Consider the following 22,452-nt stretch of genomic DNA (forward strand, 5'->3'; position numbering starts at 1 on the left):
GCATCATCGTCTTCATACATAATTGTGTAAAGGTATGTATGATAAAATGAAGAAAAGTCTTTAAGAAAGGAAGAAGAAAAATGAGTGTCAATGAACATAAAAAACAAGCGCCAAAAGAAGTGCGTTGCAAGATTGTAACAATTTCCGATACACGTACGGAAGAGACAGATAAGAGCGGACAACTATTACATGAATTGTTAAAAGAAGCAGGCCATACAGTGACTTCTTATGAAATTGTAAAAGATGATCAAGAAAGTATTCAGCAAGCAGTGTTAGCTGGTTATCATAAGGAAGATGTTGATGTTGTATTAACAAATGGTGGTACAGGTATTACGAAACGTGATGTCACAATTGAAGCCGTATCAGCGCTATTAGATAAAGAAATTGTTGGATTTGGTGAGTTGTTCCGCATGATTAGTTATTTAGAAGATATCGGAAGTAGTGCAATGTTAAGTAGAGCGATTGGTGGCACAATTGGGCGAAAAGTTGTCTTTTCAATGCCAGGATCTAGCGGAGCAGTTCGCCTTGCGATGAATAAGTTGATTTTACCGGAGTTAGGTCATATTACATTCGAGCTGCATCGCCAATGAGTAAGTGGGCTGGAATTGTATTAGCAGGTGGTATGTCGAGTAGGTTTGGTGAGCCGAAAGCGTTAGCGAGCTGGCAAGGGAGTACGTTTATTGAGCATATTTTGAAAGTGATGACAAGTACGCTCCCAGAAGTTATAGTCATTAGTCATTCTGATATAAAAGAGCGAGTAGAGCAATTCGTACAAGTTTCTGTTATAGAAGATATTCCGCACTATAAAGGAAACGGTCCACTTGCTGGAATTGTATCAGGAATGGAATATATAGAAGCAGATTGGTACGCTATTATGCCTTGCGATGCGCCAAATGTTTCGCATGAGTGGTTTACTATTTTATTAGAGCAAACGAACAATGAATATGATGCGGTTGTACCTATTATTAATGGAAGAAAACAACCGTTACTTGCAGCGTATCATAACCGTGTGAAAGAAAAGATTTATACTTTACTTCAAGAAGAAAAAAGAAGTATGGGGCAGCTTTTATCACAATGTAATGTGAAATATGTTGCCGGAGAAGATATACAAGCAAATGCAGAATGGTTTATAAATGTGAATACGAAAGAAGAATATGCGCAAGCTCAAAAAAACCTTTCAAATGAATGAAAGGTTTTTTGATATACAGAATTGGGGAACAATTGCTGTATAAAGATATGTGAGTAAGCTGATTTTAAGGGGAATTCTTAAAATCACTATACAGTAAAAAAACTGTATAACCATATATTAATTTTTATGGGTTTTTATTACAAGTCTGTTTAGTTATGTTTATTTTTGTTATAATGAATATAGAAATAAAGTGATATTTAACCTTATGTATCATTTATTAAACTAAAATTTGTGTTCGTGTAATAAACTCCCTTCATTTTTCTGAAGGGAGTTTTTGTGTTTAAGCGAGTAATTCTGATGTGGTGTGCTGAAGGACTTCTTCATATTGATTAAGTAAGCCACGAAAAATCTCATCCCAGCTTTTGGATTTCGCATAAGACGAAGCTGCTATTCCCATCTGTATAAGTTTTTCTTCATTTTGTAATAAAGAATAAATGGATGATAGAAATGCATCCGCATCTTTTGGTGGACAAAGAACTCCCGTTTTTCCATCTGTAATAATATTTTTAACTCCGCCACTATTTGCACCAATGACAGGGGTACCACATGCAAGTGATTCGAGTACGACATTTCCAAACGTTTCAGTAGCTGATGGAAATACCATTATGTTAGAACAAGCATATGCTTCAGCTAAATCTTCACCTTGTAAATAGCCAGTAAAAGTGACATTTGTTTTCGAGACAGCTTCACATAAGTTTGCTGCTAGAGGACCATCTCCGGCGATGAGCCAATGAATGTCGTTTCGAGTATGCGCGGATTTAACGATAAGGTCTTGCAACGTATCAATATCTTTTTCAGGAGCAATCCGTCCAACATAGGAAAGGACATACTTCGCTGTAATATTATATTTTTTTCGGAATAGGTCTGTATTATAAGCTGGATGAAAGAGTTTGCAATCTACACCACGTCCCCAAATAGAGAGGGACTGAAACCCTTTATTTTTTAGTTGATGTAATGTTTCAGAGGAAGGAACAAAATTCTTTTGCATATGACTATGAAACCATTTTAAATAGTTCCAAAGCATATTAGAGAGGAATTCGATTTTGTAATAGCGTAAATAGGCATCGAAATCAGTATGATAAGAACCGACAACTGGAATGTTTAATTTTTTTGCATAATACAATCCACAAAGTCCCATGTTGAAAGGTGTAGCAATGTGAATCATATCAGGTTTAAAGGTAAGAAGTTCCCGTTTAATGCGCGGAGTAGGAAAAGAAAAGCGGCATTCTGGATATAATATTGTTAACGGGATACTTCTCATTTTGTTCACATTTGCTACGAAATTATCTTCAGCGGTATGCTGAGGGGCGAAAACAGAATAGGCGATATTTTCTTTTTGAAAGTAACGTGTTAATCGCTCTAATGTTTTCGCAACCCCATTGATTTGTGGTGTAAAAGTATCGGTAAATATGGCGACTCTCATCATATCGCTCCTTTACGTGAAAAGTGGGATGCATTGATAAAAAGAGATGATGCCAGAGCAAGTGCCGAGGCACATACCGACGAATACGTCTGACGGATAGTGAAGCCCTAAATAAATGCGAGAAATCCCGACGCATAATGCTAACGGTAATAGAAAAACAAGTAAGCTTGGATTATAGCAAATAAATGGAATGAACACAGAGAAAACAGCCGTTGTATGACCAGACGGGAAAGAGTGGTCTTTTAATGGATGGACTGGATATTTTGCATCCTGAATTGTTAAATAAGGACGTTTTCGTGGATAATATCTTTTTAATATTTGCACAGGAATATGGCTAATTGCTAAAGAAATAGCAGTTGCAATTGCAGCTTGATGCAAAGTCCCTTTTGCGAAAATTAAAAAGAAAAGTGTGAGTGCAATGGAGAAAGTGGCACCACCAATATGAGTAATATTGCTGAAAAAGATATTTAATGTTTTTTGATCAAAGTAGCGATTAATTCCTTTGAAAATGTAACATTCTATTTTATATAATCCACTGACCTTCATGAAAATTCTCCTCCCTCATCTACATATATATGGAGATATTTGCTTCTATTTTAATAAGATTTTGTTGAGGGAATAATAATGTTTTGTAAAGAAAAAGTTAGTTTTTATAAAGTGAAACTTTAATCAGTGGGGATTCTGTTCATCCACCACTGATTATTAGCCTTCACCAATCGGGATGAAAAAAGCTGCCAATCTTATGGCAGCAGGAAAATTATTTTTGTAATGATTTATAGTATTGACCTTTTTCAACGTATTGTGTGCGAATTCGTTCCATGTCTTTACGGTCTTCTTCTGTTAATTCACGAATGACTTTCGCTGGGCGACCGAACGCTAACGTATTTGGTGGAATTTTCTTCCCTTGTGAAACGAGACTCCCAGCACCGATAAAGGCTCCTTCACCAATTTCAGCACCATCTAATATAATAGATCCCATTCCAATTAAAGCATCTTTTTTAATGTGACAGCTATGTAAAATGACTTGATGTCCAACTGTAACGTCATCTTCTAAAATAAGAGGATACTGAGGGCTTTGGTGGAGTGTACATTGATCTTGTACATTTACCCGGTCTCCAATTATAGTCGGTGATACGTCACCTCGGATGACTGTATTAAACCAAATACTTGCTTCTTCACCAATGGAAACATCGCCTGTAATCGTAACATAGTCAGCGATAAAAGCACTACTCGAAATTTTTGGGTTTTTTTCTTTATAAGGATATATCATGTAAAGCCTTCCTTTCCTAGAGACTAGTTTTAGTGTATCAAATTATGAAAAAGAGTGAAATGGAGGAGGTCTGTATGTGGAATTATGAAGCGGAGGAAGCGAAAGCTGTAGTCGTTATTGTACACGGCGCAATGGAATATCACGGACGCTACGAAGCGGTCGCGGAAATGTGGAATCATATCGGCTACCACGTCGTGATGGGAGACCTTCCGTCACATGGAACGACTTCGAGAAATAGAGGACATATTGATTCATTTGATGAATACATAGAAGAAGTTAAATTATGGGTGAAAGAAGCTAGAAAATACCGGGTACCTATTTTTCTATTCGGTCATAGTATGGGCGGTCTTATCGTGATTCGTATGATGCAAGAAACGAAGAGAGAAGATATAGATGGTATCATTTTAAGTTCGCCATGTTTAGGCGTATTAGCTGCACCTGCTGCTCCGCTTCGAGCGGCTTCAAAAATATTAAATGTTGTTGCACCAAAATTGCAATTTGCAACGAATCTTACAGTGGAAATGTCGACACGTAATCATGAAGTGAGAGATGCGATGGAGAATGATTCATTGTTCTTGCGCAAAGTATCAGTACGTTGGTATAGTGAATTAATTAAGTCTATTGAAATGGCTCATAAGAAAATAAACGATTTTCCAGATGTTCCGCTCTTGCTAATGCAAGCATGTGAGGATAAACTTGTAGATAAAACACGTGTCCGCATGTGGTTTGATAATGTTAAAATAAGTGATAAGGCATATAAAGAATGGCCTAATTGTTATCATGAATTATTAAATGAGTATGAGCGTGATGAAATTTTGAATTATATTCAGTCATTTACTGAAATACGTATCAATAACATAATAGAAACAAATAAGTAAATTATTTGTACAATGAATAGAGGAGATGAAGGAAGAAGTGAACGTACCGAGTAATCCCATAACGCTCATGGCGAAAGTATACCGTGATGTGTTTCCGGTTGTACACCATGAGCTAGCGATGTGGAAAGAGCGTGCCTACCATATTCCGAATGATGAGCTTCATAGTCAGGCAATCGCAAGTATTGAGCATAAAACGTTTCATTGCGAGGGCGGTGGCATTTTAGCGCTATTAGCAAATGAACACCGAGAGGAATGTATTCGTTTTATCGTAGCGTATCAAACGATTAGCGACTATTTAGATAATTTATGTGATCGCAGTACATCACTTGATCCGAACGATTTTGCCGCGCTGCATGAATCCATGTTAATGGCATTATCACCTGAAGTAGAAGGTGGCGGTAATTATTATCGTTATCGTGATGATCAAGATGATGGTGGTTATTTAGATGAACTTGTTGAAACGTGCCAAGATGTTTTAAAGAAAACGAAGCACTATGACAAAATTGCTCCTGTTCTTCATGAACTAGCTTGTTATTATTGTGATTTACAAATTCATAAACACGTGAAGTTAGAAGAAAGAGAACCACGTTTAAAAACATGGTTTGAAGCACATAAAGAAAACTTACCCGAGATGAGCTGGTTTGAATTTTCAGCATGTGCCGGTTCTACGCTTGGAATCTTCTGTCTTGTAGCATATGCATTTCATGATGAATTACATGATGAAGATATTGCGAAAATTAGACAAGGATACTTCCCTTACGTACAAGGACTTCATATTTTGCTTGATTATTTCATTGATCAAGAAGAAGACCGTATAGGCGGAGATTTGAATTTCTGTAGTTATTACGAAAATGAGCAAGCGATATTAGATCGCATGAAACATTTTGTAGAAGAAGCAGAGAACAGCATTGGTGATTTGCCTCATGCGAAGTTTCATCGTCTTATTAGCCGAGGGTTACTTGGTATTTATTTATCAGACCAAAAAGTATCAGCACAAAAGAATATGCACAAAATGGCACGGCGCATTGTAAAATACGGAGGGCTTACTTCACGATTCTTCTATTGGAACGGGAAGATGTACCGAAAGAAAATGGCGCAGTGATGAAGAAAACCACTCTATATGAGTGGTTTTCTTTTCATTATGATCGTATTTTTGAAAATACATATATAAGAAGTTCAATTGCGAAAATAACTAAAACAGATAGTCCGAATAAAGGCATGACAGCGCCTAATATAACCATCATGATAAAGAAAACGAATATACTTTTCTTATCTCTCTGCTTTGGAGGTGCTGCTAATTTTCCTTTCGGCTTTCTTGCTAACCACATTTTTACTCCGTAATAAATAAGAAGTAATAGAGATAATGTCGTTAGTAAGCATAATATTTTATTTGGCCATCCGAATAAATGTCCTTCGTGAAGCGGGATACCGTAAGTGAACCATTGTGCAAATAAGCCATAATCACGATAGTCCGTTTTTGAAATGAGTTCTCCGCTATATTGATCAAAGTAAGCTGTTATCTCTTCATTTGGTGCAACATGCATACCTGTAATACCAGAACCGCTCGATTTCGAAACAGTGAATACACCTTTTGGATCAGCTGGTAGTGAGATAACATATGGCTTTTTTATTTCAATTCCTTTTTGTAATTCATCGACAGAAATTGCCTTCGGTTCATTTGAATTCGATTCAGGCGGAGCTTCTTTTCTTGTTGCCCACGGCAATTCTTTTACCTTCGATTCAGGCGGTGCCATATATAATTTGGGATATCCGATCGATTCATTCGACGCTGCGATTTTATAAATTTGGTTGCCCATAAATCCTGACCACGGCAATCCAGATGCGACTAGCAGAACGAGAGGAATTGTAAATATAATACCGATAATAGAATGACGCCGTTTTGCTTTTTCTCGCTTATTGGATGATGGTGTGTTTTTGAATTGGCGTATACTCATATATAAACCAGTCATAATTAAAAAGATTGTCCAGCATGCCGCGAGTTCTACAATATAGTTGACGACAGTACCACCAACTAAAAGAGAACTATGTAATTCCCGCATGATATTGGCAAACGTTTCACTTGCGTTTTGATCCCCAACAATTTGATTATTGCTATCTAAATACACATATTTTTGTTGCCCAGTATATTCATTCGCAATAGTAAGCCTCGTATTATAATCCCCATTAAACTCACTAATTTTCGCCACACTATAATGTGGATATTTTTTCTCTGTTAAGGAAATAGAATCAGCCATCGAAATAGATTCTGTTTGGGCGCTCTTCCCAAAATACAAATCTTTATAGATGAAATCCTCAATCTCTTCCCGAAATAAATACCCAATTCCGCTCAGTGACAAAGTAATAAGAAGTGGCGTAATAAAAAGCCCAGCATAAAAATGCCAACGCCAAAAAATGTAATGAAGCGAACGATTTACTTTCATACTTTCAGTTCCCCTAACCTTCCCTATATGAATAACTACTTATTTAATATAGCGAGATTAAGTGTGGATACTTTGAAAGAATTGTGAAGAAAGTTAAAAGTTTTGGGGATTTTTAGCAAACAAAAAACACATTTTAAAAGGGCTGTTTTCTATGTTTATGAAGATCTCTTAGTATTTGATAGATACATCCTAACAACCGCCTCAGCAAGACATTGAGCAGAATCCACAAAATCCTCACTCGCCACAACATTCAAATCAGTACATGCGATAATAGCAGTATCTATTTCATCTTTTAATTGTAAAACGAGCGCGCTCCATAATTTGCGGGCTCTTTCAACTTCTCCGCTTTTAATACAAGTAATAATTTGATTAATCATCTCCTGCCATTTTTCATTATGGAGGTATTCTATATTACGTTTTGCAATCCCGTCTTGGTAAATTCCAGCTTGAACAGTCGCTTCTGTTGCGAGAAGAGCGACTCTTTTTACAGTTTCAGGAATTGCTCGTAACGTCTCATCGACTATATTCAAAATTGGAATAGAAAGAGAATGCTGTAATTCTTCAAAATAAAGATGCGCTGTATTGCAAGGCATAGCAATAAAGTCTACACCAGCACTTTCGAGTTTTTGTGCTCCTTCAATAATCGCTTTTTTCATCGCTTCGTGATCGATAGGACGATCCATGTAAAACGGTGTTGGGCAAGAATAAATCATCATATGAGGAAAGTCTATATCATGTTTTGCTCCGTATATTGTTTGGCACTCTGCTACAATTGTATCGACGAATGGCCCAGTTGATTTTGGCCCCATTCCTGCTAGTATTCCAATCATTTTTTCGTCTCCTTTAACATTGTATATATCCATTATATAGGAGAATAACAAAAAGACGTGCAGTGAGTGCACGTCTTTTTTTGTTATGTTTTGTCGAACAATCGATATATCCAAGAAATCGTTGATATATTGTAAGTTATGATAGATATATCGAAAAAATCGTTGATATATCCCGAGTTATGATAGATATAATTGAAAAATCGTTGATATAATTACCCCGTAAATGCCCCCACTGATTAAAGTTTCACTTTATCGCTTCTCAATCGCCACAATAAATGGCGGGTTGTTCTGTTGGTTAATGAAGCCGTATCGCAAAACGTGAGCTTGTTTTTGGTCGAGTTCTTCTGCAAATTTAAGTACAGCGTCGCGTTCTACTTGTCCTTCTGGATGTCCGTGGTAAATGACAAGGACGATGATACCTTCAGGTGCCATTATTTCTAATAATTGTTCGATCGCCGAGATTGTTGAGTTCGGCTTTGTAACGATATGTTTGTCTCCGCCTGGAAGGTAACCTAAGTTGAAGATTGCGCCTGTTACTTTTCCTTTTGCATCTTCTGGTAATACGGATACAAGTGTATCGTGACTATCGTGAACTAAAACAGTACGTTCGAAAAGTTTTTTTTCTTTTAGACGGATAGTAGAACTTTCAATTGCTTCTTTTTGAATATCAAATCCAAATACTTTTCCGTTATCTCCAACAATTTCAGCTAGGAAGCAAGCATCATGACCATTTCCGAGTGTTGCATCTACAGCGTAATCGCCTTCTTTAACAGCCGTTTGCAGCAGCGAGCGAGCAAACGGTAATACACGTTCTAATTTCATTTTTGTTTCTCCTCATTTGCATATTTTCCTTGCCAGCTTCCGCGGCGTACAAATTCTGCATCGATGGAATTTAATACTTCCCATTTATTTAAGCTCCACATTGGGCCAATCATTAAATCAGGTGGACCGTCACCTGTGATACGGTGCACAATTACGTCTTCTGGAATCATTTCAAGTTGGTCAACAACGAGACTTACGTAATCTTCAAGAGAAAGGAACTCCAATTGTCCTTTTTCATATTGCTTCACCATTGGCGTTCCTTTTAATAAATGAAGCAAATGAATTTTAATTCCTTGTACGTCAAGCTTTGCTACTTCACGAGCTGTTTCCATCATCATGTCGTAATCTTCAAGTGGAAGACCATTAATAATATGAGAGCAAACTCTAATGCCGTGCTTACGTAATTTATTTACACCTTCAACGTAAGACGGATAATCGTGGGCGCGGTTAATAAGATTGGCAGTACGTTCATGGACAGTTTGTAGTCCGAGCTCAACCCAAAGATAAGTGCGTTTATTTAAGTCCGCTAAATATGCAACGACATCGTCCGGTAAACAATCTGGACGAGTTGCGATAGAAAGACCGACAACGTCTTTTTCTGCTAGAAGCGGTTCAAATTTTTCTTTTAACACTTCAAGTGGAGCATGTGTATTTGTGTACGCCTGGAAATAAGCGATACATTTTCCATCTTTCCACTTTGCGTGCATTTTTTCTTTCATTTCATGATATTGCGTTATAACATCATCGCGGCGATCACCAGCGAAGTCACCAGATCCAGCGGCACTGCAAAATGTACAGCCACCATAAGCAACTGTACCGTCACGGTTCGGGCAATCGAAGCCAGCATCTAATGAAACTTTAAAGATTTTTTCACCAAATTCATTTCGTAAATGGTAATTCCATGTATGATAACGTTTATTGTCGTTTGTATATGGAAAAGGGTTTTGAACCTTCATTACTTTCCCTCCTAAGACGAGTCAAAATGAAACAAATAAAATCCATTATAACATACTCATAAGGTTCAGATGGAAGGGACACACTAAAGGGGAATTGAAGCAAGGAGGGACAATTATGGCAGAGCGTCAATCACTTGAATCGTATATTACACAGGCGGAACAAGCGGTGGAATATGCGAAAGAGCAATTAGATCTTGGTATGAGACAAGAGCATTACAATACGATGGAGTATTCAGATGCACAGTTACAATTAGAACAAGCATATAACGATTTACAAACGATGCAACAACATGCGAATGATGAGCAACGTGAGCAGTTAAATAGAGCACGTATGGCAATTCGCCAATTGCAACATCAAATGATTATTACACCGCACTAATAAGGAGTGAATGTAATGGCGAAACGTTCAGATCAAAATAACCCAGAACAAAAAACACAAAATGGACATAACGCTGAGTTTTCGAATGAGCTTGATCCAGTTGTGCAAGTGAAACAGCGCAACAGTAAAAAAGGACAACCTCAAAGATCGAAGCAATCAGAGTAGACCAGGTCGCAATATGACCTGGTTTTATTTTATTATATTACAATAATGTAAGATTCCTGTAAGGTTAACCGATAGTTACGATTGTCCTTTTCCAGTAGAGTAAGGAAGGATTAAATTTTATACAAGGAGTTGCTTTATGGGGAACAATATTACAAACAAACGAATTGATGAGTTAGATTACATTCGTGGTTTCGCACTACTGGGGATTATTTTAGTAAATATTCTTGCACTACTTAATATTAAAATTCCAGACCCTAATACAGTGGATGCAAGTTATCAAAGGTTTCTATACTTATTTGTAGAAGGTCGTTTCTTCTCAATCTTCTCATTCTTATTTGGAGTAGGATTCTATATCTTTATAACGAGAGCAATTGCGAAAGGGAAGAATGGATATGTTCTATTTCTACGCCGAGTAGTTGCACTATTTATTTTCGGTTTGATTCATTACATGTTTCAGCCTGGAGAGGCATTAACGTTATATGCAATTTGCGGGTTAATCGTTTTACCATTTTATAAAGCGAAAAAACAAGTGAACTTAGTTATTGGCCTTATTTTAACAATTGCTTTTAGTGTAATGGGGATTAAAGAACTATTACCACTCGGCTTAATTTTATTAGGTCTTGCTGCAGGCCAATATCGTGTATTTGAAAATCTCACGCAAAACATAAAGAAAGTCGCTATTTTTACAGGTATTATGTTTGTTTTAAGTGTCGTAGCTGTATGGTATCAATACGGGCACGTACCTGCTGAGCCATTTGTAAATATGATACTTATGAATGAGGACGGAACAATGGATGTTGCAGGCCAATTTTTAAAAATTGGTGTTACAGTTGGACCAGTCATTTCAGCTTTCTATGTGGGCGCATTAATTTTATTACTTCAATTAAAAACAGTTCAAACATTGTTAGCACCACTCAAATACTATGGTCGTATGGCGTTAACAAATTATATCGGACAAACTGCAATGATTTTAATTGCAGGAAGTGCATTTAAATTTGCGGGAAACTTAACGTACATGCAGACGTTATATGTATGTATTGCAATTTACGCAATTCAAATTGTGTTTAGTGTGATTTGGATGAAAATCTTTAAGATGGGTCCAATAGAATGGATTTGGCGTGTTATTACGTACTGGACGGTAACACCTTTAAAGAAATAAAAAGAGAAGTAGGCTGTTCCTTTTGTGGAACAGCCTACTTTTATTTTCAGCTTTTGTCGGCAAGTCAATATAATTTCATTTACGGATGTACCATTTCAAAAAGTGAACGAATTTGTATTTAAAGGAAAAAAGCCAACCTTACATGCTCAGCCTTTTTATATTACAAAAGTGTAAGGTAAATGTAATGTTAACAAATAGCAGTGCCCCTCCAAAAAGCGCAAAATAGGTAATGGAAAAACAAGCATAGGAGGATATATATGACGAAACCAGTTGTAGACGTGAAAAACGTTCAAAAAGTGTACGGTAAAAAAGGTGAGAACCAATCACACGCGTTAAAAGGTGTATCATTCTCAATTCAAGAGGGTGAGTTTGTAGGAATTATGGGACCATCTGGTTCTGGTAAAACGACATTATTAAATGTAATTTCAACGTTAGATAAAGCAACAGGCGGCGTTGTTGAAATTGCGGGTACGGATATTACAAAAATGAAGCAAGGTGAGCTTTCAGATTTCCGTTCACAAAAGTTAGGATTCATCTTCCAAGACTTTAATTTATTAGAAAACTTATCTATTTACGAAAACATTGCATTGCCACTTTCACTTCAAGGTGTTTCATCACGTAACATTGGACCGAAAGTAGAAAAAGTAGCAGATATGTTAGGTATTTCAGCTATTCTTCAAAAGTACCCATCTGAAGTATCTGGTGGACAGAAACAGCGTTCAGCAGCAGCGCGCGCTTTAGTACATGAGCCTGCAATTATTTTAGGGGACGAGCCAACAGGAGCTCTTGATTCTAAAAATGCAGCGAGTTTACTTGATGCGATGACAAACTTAAATGAAGATCAAGGCGTATCTATTATGATGGTTACACATGATCCGTATAGTGCAAGTTATTGTCAGCGTATTTTATTCATTCAAGATGGTGAGCTATATAAAGAAATTCACCGTGGTGGTACACGTGAAGAGTTTTATAAAGAAATTTTAGATGTGCTTGCAGACTTAGGCACACAAAAAGCGTAAGAAAGGAGACTTTGGCATGTTATTCAAACTTTCCATGTCAGGGCTAAAAAGTAAGCTGAAAGATTATATCGTCTTACTTGTTGGTCTTGTCATGTCGATTTCAATTTTTTATATGTTCCAAACGTTAGCGCTGAATGAAGCGTTTATCGAATCTAACTCAGTTATTAAATCAATTGGATTCGTATTCCAAGCAGGTTCATTTTTATTAGCAATTATAACCTTCTTCTATATTTTATATGCGAACTCTTTCTTACTATCACTTCGTCAAAAAGAGTTTGGTATGTATATGATGTTAGGAGCAAAAAAGCATAAAGTTACATTACTTATGTTTATTGAGACAATTGTATTAGGTGCCGCGTCTCTTGCGATTGGACTTGCAGTTGGTGTAGGACTTGCTGAAGGTATTGGTCAGTTGTTAATGAAACAACTCGAATTTGCGGGTGAAGGTTATAAAGCATTTTATTTACCATCCATGACTGTTACTTGCATCTTCTTCTTTGCGCTATTTGTATTATCAGCAATTATGAACAGTATTAAATTATCACGTATTTCTGTATTGCAACTTGTACATGCAGACGCACAAACAGAACGTGTTGCAGTAAAAGGAAAAATGACAGGTTTAGTTGCATTCCTTGCGGTTATTTTATTAGGTATTGGCTATGCATCAATGATTTATATGGAAAAGCTAAGAGAAATGGGAATCCTTATTGCATTAATTACAACAACAGCTGGTACTTACATGCTATTTGGATCGCTTCTTCCTGTTATTATTAAAAAGTTAAAAAGTAATAAAAAACGAAGCGAAAAAGGGCTTAACGCTTTTACTTTTGCACAATTAAACTTCCGTATTAATAGTTTAACGAAAGTGCTTGCGACAGTAGCAATGTTAGTTGCTCTTGGAGCGGGTGCAATTTCAGGTGGTATGGCGTTTAAAAATAATGTTATAAAAATGGTAGATGGTTTAGTAATATATGATTCAGTAGTTCATAACCCAACAGCTGAAGAAAAGAAGATTTTAGACGGTATTACATTTAAAGAGAAAAACGAATATCGTTACAAAGTAGATGGTAAATACGTTTATTATGTAAAAGAAGATTTAGAAAAAAATCGTCCTTTAATAAAAGATATGTCAAATATGAAGTCGATGAAAGATTTAGTGAATACGAAGAAAGTTTCAGAGGAACTACCGGTAGGTGCAGTTTCTAGAGAAATGAATGAAAAAGATGCGAACGCTAAAGAACTTTCGGCGGAATGGATAGATGCTTTTAGTACAATCCATCCATATTATTTATACAATGATCATGCAATTAAAATTGTAGATCAAAAAATGTACGATGGGATAAATGGTAAAGAAGGTATAGCATTTATTGGAAAAACAGATGATTTTTTAACATATAAAAAAGAATGGAAAAAACTTGACGAGTTGCAGCTAGATAAATATAAAAATGTAAAAGCTGAACAAATGGATAGTAAATATCAAGCTTATAGTGGATTCTACGGCATTGCGAGTGGAACAGTATTTATGGGATTCTTCCTTGGAATTGCGTTCTTAGCAATGATGGCAAGCTGTCTTATGTTTAAAATTCTTTCTGGTGCATCAAAAGATATTACGCGTTATCAGATGCTTCGTAAAATCGGTGTGCGCCGTGAATTATTAACGAAATCGATTTATAAAGAGTTATTCTTAGTATTCTTATTCCCAGCAATTGTGGGTATCGCTCACGTATTAGTTGGTATGAATATTTTCGGATTTATTTTAATCGATCCGTACTTCCGTATTTGGGTACCAATCGTAATTTTCGTAGTTATTTATGCGATTTATTACTTCATTACAGTTCAATTGTATAAAGGAATTGTTCTTCCGAAAGAGGACTAATAACAAAAATACCGAGCATAGGGCGCTCGGTATTTTTGTTATTTTCAGAAAAAATAACGAAAAACATTGATATGTTACTTAATTGTATTATAGAATATAATTAAGTAACATAAACTAAACATATAAAGTAGCAGGAAATGAAAGGAGGAATCCAACTTGCAGAAAGAAGATGTATCTTTATTTGAAGTTATAAGTATAGCGCTAAGGTCCAAAGAAGTTTTACTATTTTCATCTTTATCCCTCGTTATTTTTCTAACCGCAACGTATTTTTACAATAATAAGTTTCCAAATCATAAATATCCAGAATTTTTAGATGCATTAAAGTATATCGCTTCAATTGTATAGTGTAAAAAATTTAAAAGGAAATGGATAATACATGGAATTCTCATAGCATGATAAGGTAAAATGGACAACATGATGAGAAAATTACCGTTCATAAGATGAGGAGAATACATGTATGGAAGTTGTAGAGGCATTAAAAGATATAAGCCAAATTGAGGCTATGAAAAAATATTTGAAAGAGCATTCCCAGCGAGATTATCTTTTATTCGTTATTGGAATTAACACGGGTTTAAAAATTACTGAGCTCCTTAGTATGAAGTTTGAAGATGTATTAAATGAAGATGGAACTGCTAAAGAGTTTTATTCTCTTCCTGTGAAAGATGAAAAATTTAAACAAGATATTTATTTAAATACAAAAGTAAAGGAAGCGCTTTTAGCGTACGTACAATCTTTTGATGCTCAAAGAGAAAACTACGTATTTCAATCTAATAAAACGACAAATTCAATTACGCGTCAACAAGCTTATCGGGTGATTCATAATGCTGCGGAAGCAGTTGGAATTGTTGGGAAGATTGGAACGAATTCAATGAGAAAAACATTTGGGTTTCACGCGTACAAAAGAGGAATAGCGATTGCGCTACTGCAAAAACATTTCCATCACGCAACGCCATCAGAAACGCTCAAATATTTAGGTATTTCAAAAGATGAAAAGTTTAAAACGGAGATCGATGTAGATTTGTAAAAGCCGTAACTAAAAATTTTAGGGGGCGGAAAATATGAATATTAGAGAAAGTGAACTTCCGGGTATTGGTTGTAAGTTTGAAGTAATTACGAAAGGTAATGAAAAAATGGTTATCGTTATTCATGATGATGGAAGAAGAGAAATGTATCATTTTGATGTGGATCATGATGAGAGTATTTCAAGCATTTCTCTTCGCGATTCTGAAGCGAGACAAATTGCGGCTATATTAGGCGGAATGGTCTATAGGCCACAAGCGTTAGACACGATTGAGATGGCTTTTGAAGGATTATCAATTGAGTGGTTTAAAATAGAAAATAACGCACCAGTCGTACAAAAGACAATTGGTAGTTTACATGTTCGAAAAACATATAACGTAACAATCATTGCTATTTTGAAAAAGAATATGAAGAAATTTTTCAATCCAGGTCCAGATTCTATCATTGAGGCTGGTGATATGCTCGTATTATCGGGTGAAAGACATGAAGTGAAGAGAATTATTAATGAGTTGCTTTCAGCGGGAGGTGACTCATAATCGATGGATACTTTAGTCTTTGAAGTTGGAACTGCGTTAGTATTAGTAGCTTTTGCAGCTATCCTCGCTGCAAAGTTAAAGTTTTCGATTATTCCGTTTCTCATTATACTTGGTATGCTAGTGGGGCCTCATGCCCCAGATTTAGGGCTTATCGATTTAAGGTTTATTGAAAGCGGAGAAGTAATTTCCTTCCTCGGCCGTGTTGGCGTCATATTCCTCTTATTCTATTTAGGCTTAGAATTCTCAATAAAAAAATTAATTAAATCCGGAAAGTCGATTGCTTTTGGGGGAACTGTTCATATATCGCTTAATTTTATATTAGGTTTGCTTTACGGATATATAATGGGTTTCCCCTTATTAGAAACATTAATTATTGCCGGAATCATAACAATTTCCTCGAGTGCAATTGTCGCAAAAGTAATTGTTGATTTAAGGCGATCTGGTAATAAAGAGACGGAGCTAATTTTAGGAATCATTATGTTTGATGATATCTTTTTAGCTGTATATTTGTCAGTTGTTTCAGGGTTAGTACTCGGAGGGGCAACGTCATTTATAGGTGCTCTTACATCTGTTTTAATCGCAGTAGGCTATATGTTATTATTCTTTATAATCGCTCGAAAAGCTACGCCGTTCCTAAATAAAGTATTAGATATTTCGTCTAATGAAATTTTTATTATCGTAATATTCGCTATTTTATTCTTTGTGGCTGGTTTTTCAGAAACGATTCATGTTGCTGAGGCGATTGGAGCGTTATTATTAGGGCTTGTCTTTTCTGAAACGGAGCATAGTGATCGAATCGAGCATCTTGTCGTTCCGTTTCGTGATTTCTTTGGAGCTATATTCTTTTTCAGTTTCGGTTTAAGTATAGATCCATTTTCTCTTGGAGGAGCCGTGTGGTTGGCCTTAGGAGCAGTTTTCATTACTCTCATCGGTAATTTTATCGCTGGAATGGCTGCGGGACGTAAAGCAGGGTTATCACATAAGGCATCTACGAATATCGGATTAACGCTTGTATCACGTGGAGAATTCTCCATTATTGTCGCGAATATTGGAATTGCGGGCGGCTTAATGGCGACGATTAAACCATTTTCAGCTTTATACGTGTTAATATTGGCATCGTTAGGACCTTTATTAACGAAAGAGTCTGGGAGGATATACTCTCTGTTGGATAAAATATTTAAATGGAGCGCTAAAGAACGTGCGAAGCGAGAAAAAGAAGTTGGATAGTACAAACAAGGGTAGACTGCATGAAAATTTCATGCAGTCTACCCTTTTATATATTGTTACTGTTGTCATTTTTTGTCGGTAAGTCGATATATTCTAATAATCGCTGATATAATCCAAGAAGCAATCAATATAATTTCATTTACCGATAAACCATTATCTGAATTTCATCAACTATTAATCAGTTGCCTTCCTATTTAAAAACGACTACAATTTTACTGTTATATATGAACGAAAAAAATAGAATAGGAGGGGAGAATATGCCAAGGAAAGTATGGCTATTAGTAGCTGGGATGATTATTAATGTCACGGGTGCTTCTTTTTTATGGCCTTTTAATACAATTTATTTGCATGATCATCTAGGGAAATCTTTATCAGTGGCTGGAATGGTATTAATGATCAACTCGCTTACTGGTGTAATCGGAAACTTGCTCGGCGGTGTTTTATTTGATAAATGGGGCGGTTATAAATCAATTTTAGTAGGAATTGTCATTACACTCGTATCGATTTTAGGTCTTGTGTTCTTCCACGGTTGGCCGTTATATGTTGTATGGCTAGCATTAATTGGCTTTGGTTCTGGAATGGTCTTTCCATCGATGTATGCGATGGTTGGTACAGTTTGGCCAGAGGGCGGAAGACGAGCATTTAATGCGATGTATGTTGGACAAAACGTTGGTATTGCGATTGGAACAGCGTGCGGTGGTTTAGTTGCGTCGTATCGTTTTGATTATATTTTCTTAGCGAACTTTATTTTATACTTTGTTTTCTTCTTAATTGCTTTTATTGGATTCCGTGGTATGGAAGACAAAAAAGGGTCAGAGGTACAAAAAGAAGTCGAAACCAAAAAAGGGTGGTCACTTACACCGGGATTCAAAGCACTTCTTATTGTGTGTGTAGCATATGCTTTATGCTGGGTTACATACGTACAGTGGCAAGGGGCGATTGCAACACATATGCAAGAATTAAATATTAGCCTTCGTCACTATAGTTTATTATGGACGATAAACGGAGCGATGATTGTTTGTGCGCAGCCGCTCGTTAGTATGCTAATTCGCTGGATGAAGCGTTCTTTAAAACAACAAATTATGATTGGGATTTTCATTTTTGCGGCTTCATTCATTGTGTTAAGTCAAGCGCAGCAATTTACGATGTTCCTCGTTGCGATGGTAACATTAACGATTGGTGAGTTATTCGTATGGCCAGCGGTTCCGACCATTGCAAATATACTTGCACCGAAAGATAAATTAGGATTTTATCAAGGGGTCGTAAATAGTGCGGCGACTGTAGGGAAAATGTTCGGACCAGTCGTTGGCGGAGCAATTGTTGATTTATACAATATGGAAGTATTGTTTATCGCGATCATGGTAATGCTTGTAGTAGCGTTTATAGCAACGAGCATTTATGACAAACGAGTAAAAGTAGAAGAAACAGTTGAAGAAAAAATTGCAGTTTAGTTTGACGGAACATGTAACATGTTTTAGAATATATTTAAATTAACTCATATTTGTAATAACAGTGAAAAGGAGTAGTAGTAATAGAAGCTGGTTTAGAGAGTTGACGGTCGGTGCAAGTCAATCCACGTTTCGTTATGAACTCGCCTTTGAGTTGCAGTTGTGAAACTAATAGTAGCAATTGCCGTTAATCCACGTTACGGATCTAAGCGAATGTATATTTTACATTAATTTAGGGTGGTACCGCGGGAATCTATAACCTCTCGTCCCTTTCTAGGGATGAGAGGTTTTTTGTATTTTGGGCGGTGAAAATAAATAGAATTTCAAGGAGGGTATCTCATGAGCTTTAATCATCAAGAAATTGAGAAGAAGTGGCAAGGATATTGGGAAGAGAATAAAACATTCCGTACGCCAGATGAGACAGAAAAACCAAAATTTTATGCACTAGATATGTTTCCATATCCATCAGGTGCAGGCTTACACGTAGGACATCCAGAAGGTTATACAGCGACAGATATTTTATCTCGTATGAAGCGTATGCAAGGATATAACGTTCTTCATCCAATGGGATGGGATGCATTCGGTCTTCCAGCAGAGCAATATGCACTTGATACTGGAAACAGCCCGGCAGAATTTACAGAGCTTAATATTAATACGTTCCGTAATCAAATTAAAGCATTAGGCTTCTCTTATGATTGGGATCGTGAAGTAAATACAACGGATCCAAACTACTACAAGTGGACACAATGGATCTTCTTAAAACTATTTGAAAAAGGCTTAGCTTACGTTGATGAAGTACCTGTAAACTGGTGTCCAGCGCTTGGTACAGTACTTGCAAACGAAGAAATCATTGATGGTAAGAGTGAGCGCGGTGGGCATCCGGTTGAGCGTCGTCCGATGAGACAGTGGATGTTAAAAATTACAGCTTACGGAGATCGTCTATTAGAAGATCTAGATGAGCTTGATTGGCCGGAAAGCTTAAAAGATATGCAGCGTAACTGGATCGGTCGTTCTGAAGGTGCAGAAGTACACTTCAACATCGACGGTACAGATGAAAAATTCACAGTTTTCACAACGCGTCCTGATACACTATTCGGTGCAAGCTACTGTGTACTTGCTCCAGAGCATGCACTTGTTGCTGACATTACAACTGCTGAGCAAAAAGAAGCTGTAGAAGCTTACATTAATTCTGTAAAAATGAAGAGTGATTTAGAGCGTACAGAACTTGCGAAAGAGAAAACTGGTGTATTCACTGGTGCTTACGCAGTTAACCCAGTAAACGGTGAGAAATTACCAATCTGGATCGCTGATTACGTTCTTGCAACTTACGGAACAGGTGCTGTAATGGCGGTTCCAGCTCACGATGAGCGTGACTATGAATTCGCATCAACGTTCAATCTTCCAATGAAGGAAGTTGTAAAAGGCGGAGACATTACGAAAGAAGCATACACAGGTGATGGTGCACACGTAAACTCAGCATTCCTTGATGGCTTAAATAAAGAAGAAGCAATCGCAAAAATGATTGAATGGCTTGAAGTAACAAGTGCAGGAAATCAAAAAGTAACGTACCGTCTACGTGACTGGTTATTTAGCCGTCAACGTTACTGGGGTGAGCCAATTCCAGTAATCCATTGGGAAGATGGCACAATGACAGCTGTGAAAGAAGAAGAATTACCGTTAGTTCTTCCGAAAACAGAAAACATCCGTCCTTCAGGTACAGGGGAATCACCACTAGCTAACATCGAAGAGTGGGTAAATGTTGTTGATCCTGAAACTGGTAAAAAAGGTCGTCGTGAAACGAACACAATGCCACAATGGGCTGGTAGCTGTTGGTATTACCTACGCTACATGGATCCAAACAATAACGAAGCACTTGTAGATCCTGAAAAAGTAAAACAATGGCTTCCAGTTGATATTTATATCGGCGGTGCAGAGCATGCTGTACTTCACTTACTATATGCTCGTTTCTGGCATAAAGTATTATATGATATCGGTGTAGTTCCAACGAAAGAACCGTTCCAACAATTATTCAACCAAGGTATGATTCTAGGTGAAAACAACGAGAAAATGAGTAAATCAAAAGGTAACGTTGTAAACCCTGATGATATCGTAGCGAGCCATGGTGCAGATACACTTCGTCTATACGAAATGTTTATGGGACCATTAGATGCTTCAATCGCTTGGTCTGAAAATGGTCTTGACGGAGCTCGTCGTTTCCTAGACCGCGTATGGCGCCTATTCGTTCAAGATAACGGTGAATTAAGTGAGAAAATTACTGATGCACCAAATAAAGAGCTTGAAAAAGCTTACCATCAAACAGTGAAGAAAGTAACAGAAGACTATGCAGAGCTTCGCTTCAACACAGCGATTTCTCAAATGATGGTATTCATCAACGATGCATACAAAGCTAATACACTTCCGAAAGAATATGTAGAAGGTTTCGTAAAAATGATTGCACCAGTTGCACCTCATATCGGGGAAGAACTTTGGAGCAAGCTTGGTTACAATGAAACAATCACATATGCAAGCTGGCCAACATTTGATGAGTCTAAACTTGTAGAAGATGAAGTTGAAATCGTTGTTCAAATTATGGGCAAAGTTCGCGCAAAATTAACAATGAGTAAAGACGCATCAAAAGAAGAAATGGAACAACTTGCACTTGAAGCAATTAAAGAACAAATCGAAGGAAAAACAGTTCGTAAAGTAATTGTCGTTCCTGGAAAACTTGTTAACGTTGTTGCAAACTAATGAATGAAAGAAAAGCTCAGAGCCTTTATGCTCTGGGCTTTTTTATATAGAAAATAATTTCTGGATCGTCTTCATCTAGGTTTTCAATTATTCCACTACGCATAAATCCATTCGCTTTAAAAACTTTTTGCATATTTGTATTCGATTCGTTCGTTGAAGAAAATATTTTTTGAGTAGGAGAATTACTTAACATATAGGAGATTAATGAGCTTGCATGACCTTGTCTTCTTTTTGTTGGCGAAACAATAATTAATGAGAGGAACGTGTAGCCAAAGAAGTTCGTATCATACGTCAGAAAACCTAAAATAGAATTGTCTTCTTTTACAATGATGCATTGCTCCTTATCAATAGCGTGTTTAATATAATTTCGTCTACTATCGTCTCCAATTACATCAATATCTATATGTAAGATTGAATCTAAATTGTCGTTTGAAGCTTTTGTAACGTTTCTCAATAGAAATGCCTCCTTTTAAAGTGGAGAAAGAATAATTAGTCAATTGATTCTATCATGAATGAGGAAAAAGGTGAGGAATTCTTATGCAGACAAACACCTATTTTTAACTAGGAAATATGATACAAAAGGTAGGTTAAATTGAAAACAAGGGGTGAAAGGAATGAAAGGGATGGACAATAATGCACCGCATGGCTTCTTCGGAGGTGGATCGGATAGTTATGAACAAATGATGTTAATGGGAGGAGCAGGGCAACAAGGATACGGTGGAATTCCGAGCTGGATGGGTGGAGCACATGGAGGATTTCCAACATCAGTAGCAGGCATGCAAACTGGATTTCCAACGTTAACGGGAGGATTTCCGACATCAGTAGCTGGCGCACAAACTGGAATTCCAGTAGGAGTACCAACTACATTTCCTTCTTTCGTTGGAGGGGGACAGACAGGATTCCCTGTACCAGGAGTAGGTGTTGTAGCAGGAGGAGTAGGTGGGTATCCGCAAGTCATATACGGTCATCACCACCATCAAGGTCAACAAGGCCATCATGGTCATCACCACCATCAAGGTCAACACAGCCATCATGGTCATCACCAACAACAAGTACATCACCAACA

General features: G+C 36.9%; 23 protein-coding genes, 1 pseudogene and 1 other annotated feature. Of the genes and pseudogenes, 16 read left to right on the top strand and 8 right to left on the bottom strand.

Annotated features, from left to right (window positions below; all coding sequences use genetic code 11):
* The first annotated feature begins 80 nt into the window (after positions 1-80).
* Together JDS81_RS20685 and JDS81_RS20690 are read left to right on the top strand one after the other, a co-directional pair.
* Positions 81-590 carry a MogA/MoaB family molybdenum cofactor biosynthesis protein gene (locus JDS81_RS20685; RefSeq protein WP_080326637.1) on the top strand — a complete coding sequence of 170 codons (510 nt, stop codon included), beginning with the start codon at positions 81-83 and terminating at the stop codon, positions 588-590.
* Positions 587-1,189 (top strand): molybdenum cofactor guanylyltransferase, encoded by a 603-nt coding sequence (locus tag JDS81_RS20690; RefSeq protein ID WP_097953530.1) that lies wholly within the window; start codon positions 587-589, stop codon positions 1,187-1,189. The genes JDS81_RS20685 and JDS81_RS20690 overlap by 4 nt, the downstream gene beginning before the upstream one ends.
* Before the next feature lie 280 nt (positions 1,190-1,469).
* On the opposite strand, the gene JDS81_RS20695 is transcribed toward JDS81_RS20690, so the two are convergent.
* From JDS81_RS20695 to JDS81_RS20705, 3 genes are all read right to left on the bottom strand, one after another.
* On the bottom strand, positions 1,470-2,612 hold the full coding sequence (locus tag JDS81_RS20695) for a glycosyltransferase family 4 protein (RefSeq protein WP_097953529.1): 1,143 nt from the start codon (positions 2,610-2,612) through the stop codon (positions 1,470-1,472).
* A 12-nt stretch (positions 2,613-2,624) separates the two neighbouring features.
* A complete protein-coding gene (locus JDS81_RS20700) occupies positions 2,625-3,158 on the bottom strand; it encodes a phosphatase PAP2 family protein (RefSeq protein WP_000868586.1) in 534 nt (177 codons plus the stop codon).
* 211 nt (positions 3,159-3,369) lie between these two features.
* Positions 3,370-3,882: a gamma carbonic anhydrase gene (locus JDS81_RS20705; RefSeq protein ID WP_000640217.1), complete on the bottom strand. Its 513-nt coding sequence runs from the start codon at positions 3,880-3,882 to the stop codon at positions 3,370-3,372.
* Positions 3,883-3,956: 74 nt separating this feature from the next.
* Here JDS81_RS20705 and JDS81_RS20710 point away from each other — a divergent pair, with 74 nt between their 5' ends.
* Both JDS81_RS20710 and JDS81_RS20715 read left to right on the top strand, forming a co-directional pair.
* Complete coding sequence (locus tag JDS81_RS20710) at positions 3,957-4,760, top strand: alpha/beta hydrolase (protein WP_000267439.1); 804 nt, start codon at positions 3,957-3,959, stop codon at positions 4,758-4,760.
* 37 nt (positions 4,761-4,797) lie between these two features.
* Positions 4,798-5,862 carry a tetraprenyl-beta-curcumene synthase family protein gene (locus JDS81_RS20715; protein WP_141499514.1) on the top strand — a complete coding sequence of 355 codons (1,065 nt, stop codon included), beginning with the start codon at positions 4,798-4,800 and terminating at the stop codon, positions 5,860-5,862.
* A 37-nt stretch (positions 5,863-5,899) separates the two neighbouring features.
* Here the strand turns inward: JDS81_RS20715 and JDS81_RS20720 are convergent, their stop codons facing one another.
* From JDS81_RS20720 to mnmL, 4 genes are all read right to left on the bottom strand, one after another.
* Complete coding sequence (locus tag JDS81_RS20720; RefSeq protein ID WP_097953527.1) at positions 5,900-7,201, bottom strand: PepSY-associated TM helix domain-containing protein; 1,302 nt, start codon at positions 7,199-7,201, stop codon at positions 5,900-5,902.
* A 155-nt stretch (positions 7,202-7,356) separates the two neighbouring features.
* Entirely contained in the window at positions 7,357-8,031 is a 675-nt protein-coding gene (locus JDS81_RS20725; RefSeq protein WP_097953526.1) for an aspartate/glutamate racemase family protein, read from the bottom strand.
* Between the two features lie 249 nt (positions 8,032-8,280).
* Positions 8,281-8,853, bottom strand: coding sequence for a tRNA 5-(aminomethyl)-2-thiouridylate-methyltransferase MnmM (gene mnmM / locus JDS81_RS20730; protein ID WP_000764465.1), 573 nt, complete (start codon positions 8,851-8,853; stop codon positions 8,281-8,283).
* Positions 8,850-9,809 (bottom strand): tRNA modification radical SAM protein MnmL/YtqA, encoded by a 960-nt coding sequence (gene mnmL / locus JDS81_RS20735; protein WP_097953525.1) that lies wholly within the window; start codon positions 9,807-9,809, stop codon positions 8,850-8,852. The genes mnmM and mnmL overlap by 4 nt, the downstream gene beginning before the upstream one ends.
* A gap of 115 nt (positions 9,810-9,924) precedes the next feature.
* Between mnmL and JDS81_RS20740 the strand changes: the two genes are divergently transcribed.
* The 11 genes from JDS81_RS20740 (at position 9,925) to leuS (ending at position 21,386) form a co-directional block, all read left to right on the top strand.
* Positions 9,925-10,188 carry a YtzC family protein gene (locus JDS81_RS20740; protein WP_000840865.1) on the top strand — a complete coding sequence of 88 codons (264 nt, stop codon included), beginning with the start codon at positions 9,925-9,927 and terminating at the stop codon, positions 10,186-10,188.
* Positions 10,189-10,203: 15 nt separating this feature from the next.
* The gene (locus tag JDS81_RS20745; RefSeq protein WP_001129345.1) at positions 10,204-10,353 is read left to right on the top strand and encodes a hypothetical protein; all 150 of its coding nucleotides are present in this window, start codon (positions 10,204-10,206) and stop codon (positions 10,351-10,353) included.
* Positions 10,354-10,489: 136 nt separating this feature from the next.
* Positions 10,490-11,512, top strand: a complete 1,023-nt coding sequence (locus JDS81_RS20750) for a DUF418 domain-containing protein (protein ID WP_097953524.1) — start codon at positions 10,490-10,492, stop codon at positions 11,510-11,512.
* A gap of 257 nt (positions 11,513-11,769) precedes the next feature.
* Positions 11,770-12,531: an ABC transporter ATP-binding protein gene (locus JDS81_RS20755; protein WP_000165845.1), complete on the top strand. Its 762-nt coding sequence runs from the start codon at positions 11,770-11,772 to the stop codon at positions 12,529-12,531.
* Between the two features lie 16 nt (positions 12,532-12,547).
* Positions 12,548-14,407, top strand: coding sequence for an FtsX-like permease family protein (locus tag JDS81_RS20760; protein WP_097953523.1), 1,860 nt, complete (start codon positions 12,548-12,550; stop codon positions 14,405-14,407).
* A gap of 156 nt (positions 14,408-14,563) precedes the next feature.
* Positions 14,564-14,752 carry a hypothetical protein gene (locus tag JDS81_RS20765; protein WP_097953522.1) on the top strand — a complete coding sequence of 63 codons (189 nt, stop codon included), beginning with the start codon at positions 14,564-14,566 and terminating at the stop codon, positions 14,750-14,752.
* Positions 14,753-14,864: 112 nt separating this feature from the next.
* Complete coding sequence (locus JDS81_RS20770) at positions 14,865-15,431, top strand: tyrosine-type recombinase/integrase (RefSeq protein WP_000454203.1); 567 nt, start codon at positions 14,865-14,867, stop codon at positions 15,429-15,431.
* A 34-nt stretch (positions 15,432-15,465) separates the two neighbouring features.
* Entirely contained in the window at positions 15,466-15,963 is a 498-nt protein-coding gene (locus JDS81_RS20775) for a cation:proton antiporter regulatory subunit (RefSeq protein WP_001026058.1), read from the top strand.
* A 3-nt stretch (positions 15,964-15,966) separates the two neighbouring features.
* Positions 15,967-17,190: a cation:proton antiporter gene (locus tag JDS81_RS20780; RefSeq protein ID WP_000380430.1), complete on the top strand. Its 1,224-nt coding sequence runs from the start codon at positions 15,967-15,969 to the stop codon at positions 17,188-17,190.
* Positions 17,191-17,447: 257 nt separating this feature from the next.
* On the top strand, positions 17,448-18,641 hold the full coding sequence (locus tag JDS81_RS20785; RefSeq protein WP_097953521.1) for an MDR family MFS transporter: 1,194 nt from the start codon (positions 17,448-17,450) through the stop codon (positions 18,639-18,641).
* Between the two features lie 52 nt (positions 18,642-18,693).
* Positions 18,694-18,912: a binding site (T-box leader), on the top strand.
* A 65-nt stretch (positions 18,913-18,977) separates the two neighbouring features.
* Positions 18,978-21,386: a leucine--tRNA ligase gene (gene leuS / locus JDS81_RS20790; RefSeq protein ID WP_097837489.1), complete on the top strand. Its 2,409-nt coding sequence runs from the start codon at positions 18,978-18,980 to the stop codon at positions 21,384-21,386.
* 25 nt (positions 21,387-21,411) lie between these two features.
* On the opposite strand, the gene JDS81_RS20795 is transcribed toward leuS, so the two are convergent.
* Positions 21,412-21,840, bottom strand: a complete 429-nt coding sequence (locus tag JDS81_RS20795; RefSeq protein ID WP_001246768.1) for a GNAT family N-acetyltransferase — start codon at positions 21,838-21,840, stop codon at positions 21,412-21,414.
* A 160-nt stretch (positions 21,841-22,000) separates the two neighbouring features.
* Here JDS81_RS20795 and JDS81_RS20800 point away from each other — a divergent pair.
* Positions 22,001-22,452: pseudogene (locus JDS81_RS20800) on the top strand (VrrB protein); the annotation flags it as partial.

Source organism: Bacillus cereus group sp. N31 (assembly GCF_016483245.1).
GTDB classification, from domain to species: Bacteria; Bacillota; Bacilli; order Bacillales; family Bacillaceae_G; genus Bacillus_A; species Bacillus_A toyonensis.

Bases quoted from the DNA above. Each gene is read 5' to 3' on its own strand.
- mnmL (WP_097953525.1), bottom strand. From the start codon at position 9,809: ATGAAGGTTCAAAACCCTTTTCCATATACAAACGACAATAAACGTTAT.
- JDS81_RS20760 (WP_097953523.1), top strand. From the start codon at position 12,548: ATGTTATTCAAACTTTCCATGTCAGGGCTAAAAAGTAAGCTGAAAGAT.
- JDS81_RS20755 (WP_000165845.1), top strand. From the start codon at position 11,770: ATGACGAAACCAGTTGTAGACGTGAAAAACGTTCAAAAAGTGTACGGT.
- JDS81_RS20695 (WP_097953529.1), bottom strand. From the start codon at position 2,612: ATGAGAGTCGCCATATTTACCGATACTTTTACACCACAAATCAATGGG.
- JDS81_RS20780 (WP_000380430.1), top strand. From the start codon at position 15,967: ATGGATACTTTAGTCTTTGAAGTTGGAACTGCGTTAGTATTAGTAGCT.
- JDS81_RS20750 (WP_097953524.1), top strand. From the start codon at position 10,490: ATGGGGAACAATATTACAAACAAACGAATTGATGAGTTAGATTACATT.
- JDS81_RS20700 (WP_000868586.1), bottom strand. From the start codon at position 3,158: ATGAAGGTCAGTGGATTATATAAAATAGAATGTTACATTTTCAAAGGA.
- JDS81_RS20725 (WP_097953526.1), bottom strand. From the start codon at position 8,031: ATGATTGGAATACTAGCAGGAATGGGGCCAAAATCAACTGGGCCATTC.
- JDS81_RS20720 (WP_097953527.1), bottom strand. From the start codon at position 7,201: ATGAAAGTAAATCGTTCGCTTCATTACATTTTTTGGCGTTGGCATTTT.
- JDS81_RS20745 (WP_001129345.1), top strand. From the start codon at position 10,204: ATGGCGAAACGTTCAGATCAAAATAACCCAGAACAAAAAACACAAAAT.
- leuS (WP_097837489.1), top strand. From the start codon at position 18,978: ATGAGCTTTAATCATCAAGAAATTGAGAAGAAGTGGCAAGGATATTGG.
- JDS81_RS20710 (WP_000267439.1), top strand. From the start codon at position 3,957: ATGTGGAATTATGAAGCGGAGGAAGCGAAAGCTGTAGTCGTTATTGTA.
- JDS81_RS20690 (WP_097953530.1), top strand. From the start codon at position 587: ATGAGTAAGTGGGCTGGAATTGTATTAGCAGGTGGTATGTCGAGTAGG.
- JDS81_RS20740 (WP_000840865.1), top strand. From the start codon at position 9,925: ATGGCAGAGCGTCAATCACTTGAATCGTATATTACACAGGCGGAACAA.
- JDS81_RS20785 (WP_097953521.1), top strand. From the start codon at position 17,448: ATGCCAAGGAAAGTATGGCTATTAGTAGCTGGGATGATTATTAATGTC.
- JDS81_RS20775 (WP_001026058.1), top strand. From the start codon at position 15,466: ATGAATATTAGAGAAAGTGAACTTCCGGGTATTGGTTGTAAGTTTGAA.
- mnmM (WP_000764465.1), bottom strand. From the start codon at position 8,853: ATGAAATTAGAACGTGTATTACCGTTTGCTCGCTCGCTGCTGCAAACG.
- JDS81_RS20770 (WP_000454203.1), top strand. From the start codon at position 14,865: ATGGAAGTTGTAGAGGCATTAAAAGATATAAGCCAAATTGAGGCTATG.
- JDS81_RS20705 (WP_000640217.1), bottom strand. From the start codon at position 3,882: ATGATATATCCTTATAAAGAAAAAAACCCAAAAATTTCGAGTAGTGCT.
- JDS81_RS20685 (WP_080326637.1), top strand. From the start codon at position 81: ATGAGTGTCAATGAACATAAAAAACAAGCGCCAAAAGAAGTGCGTTGC.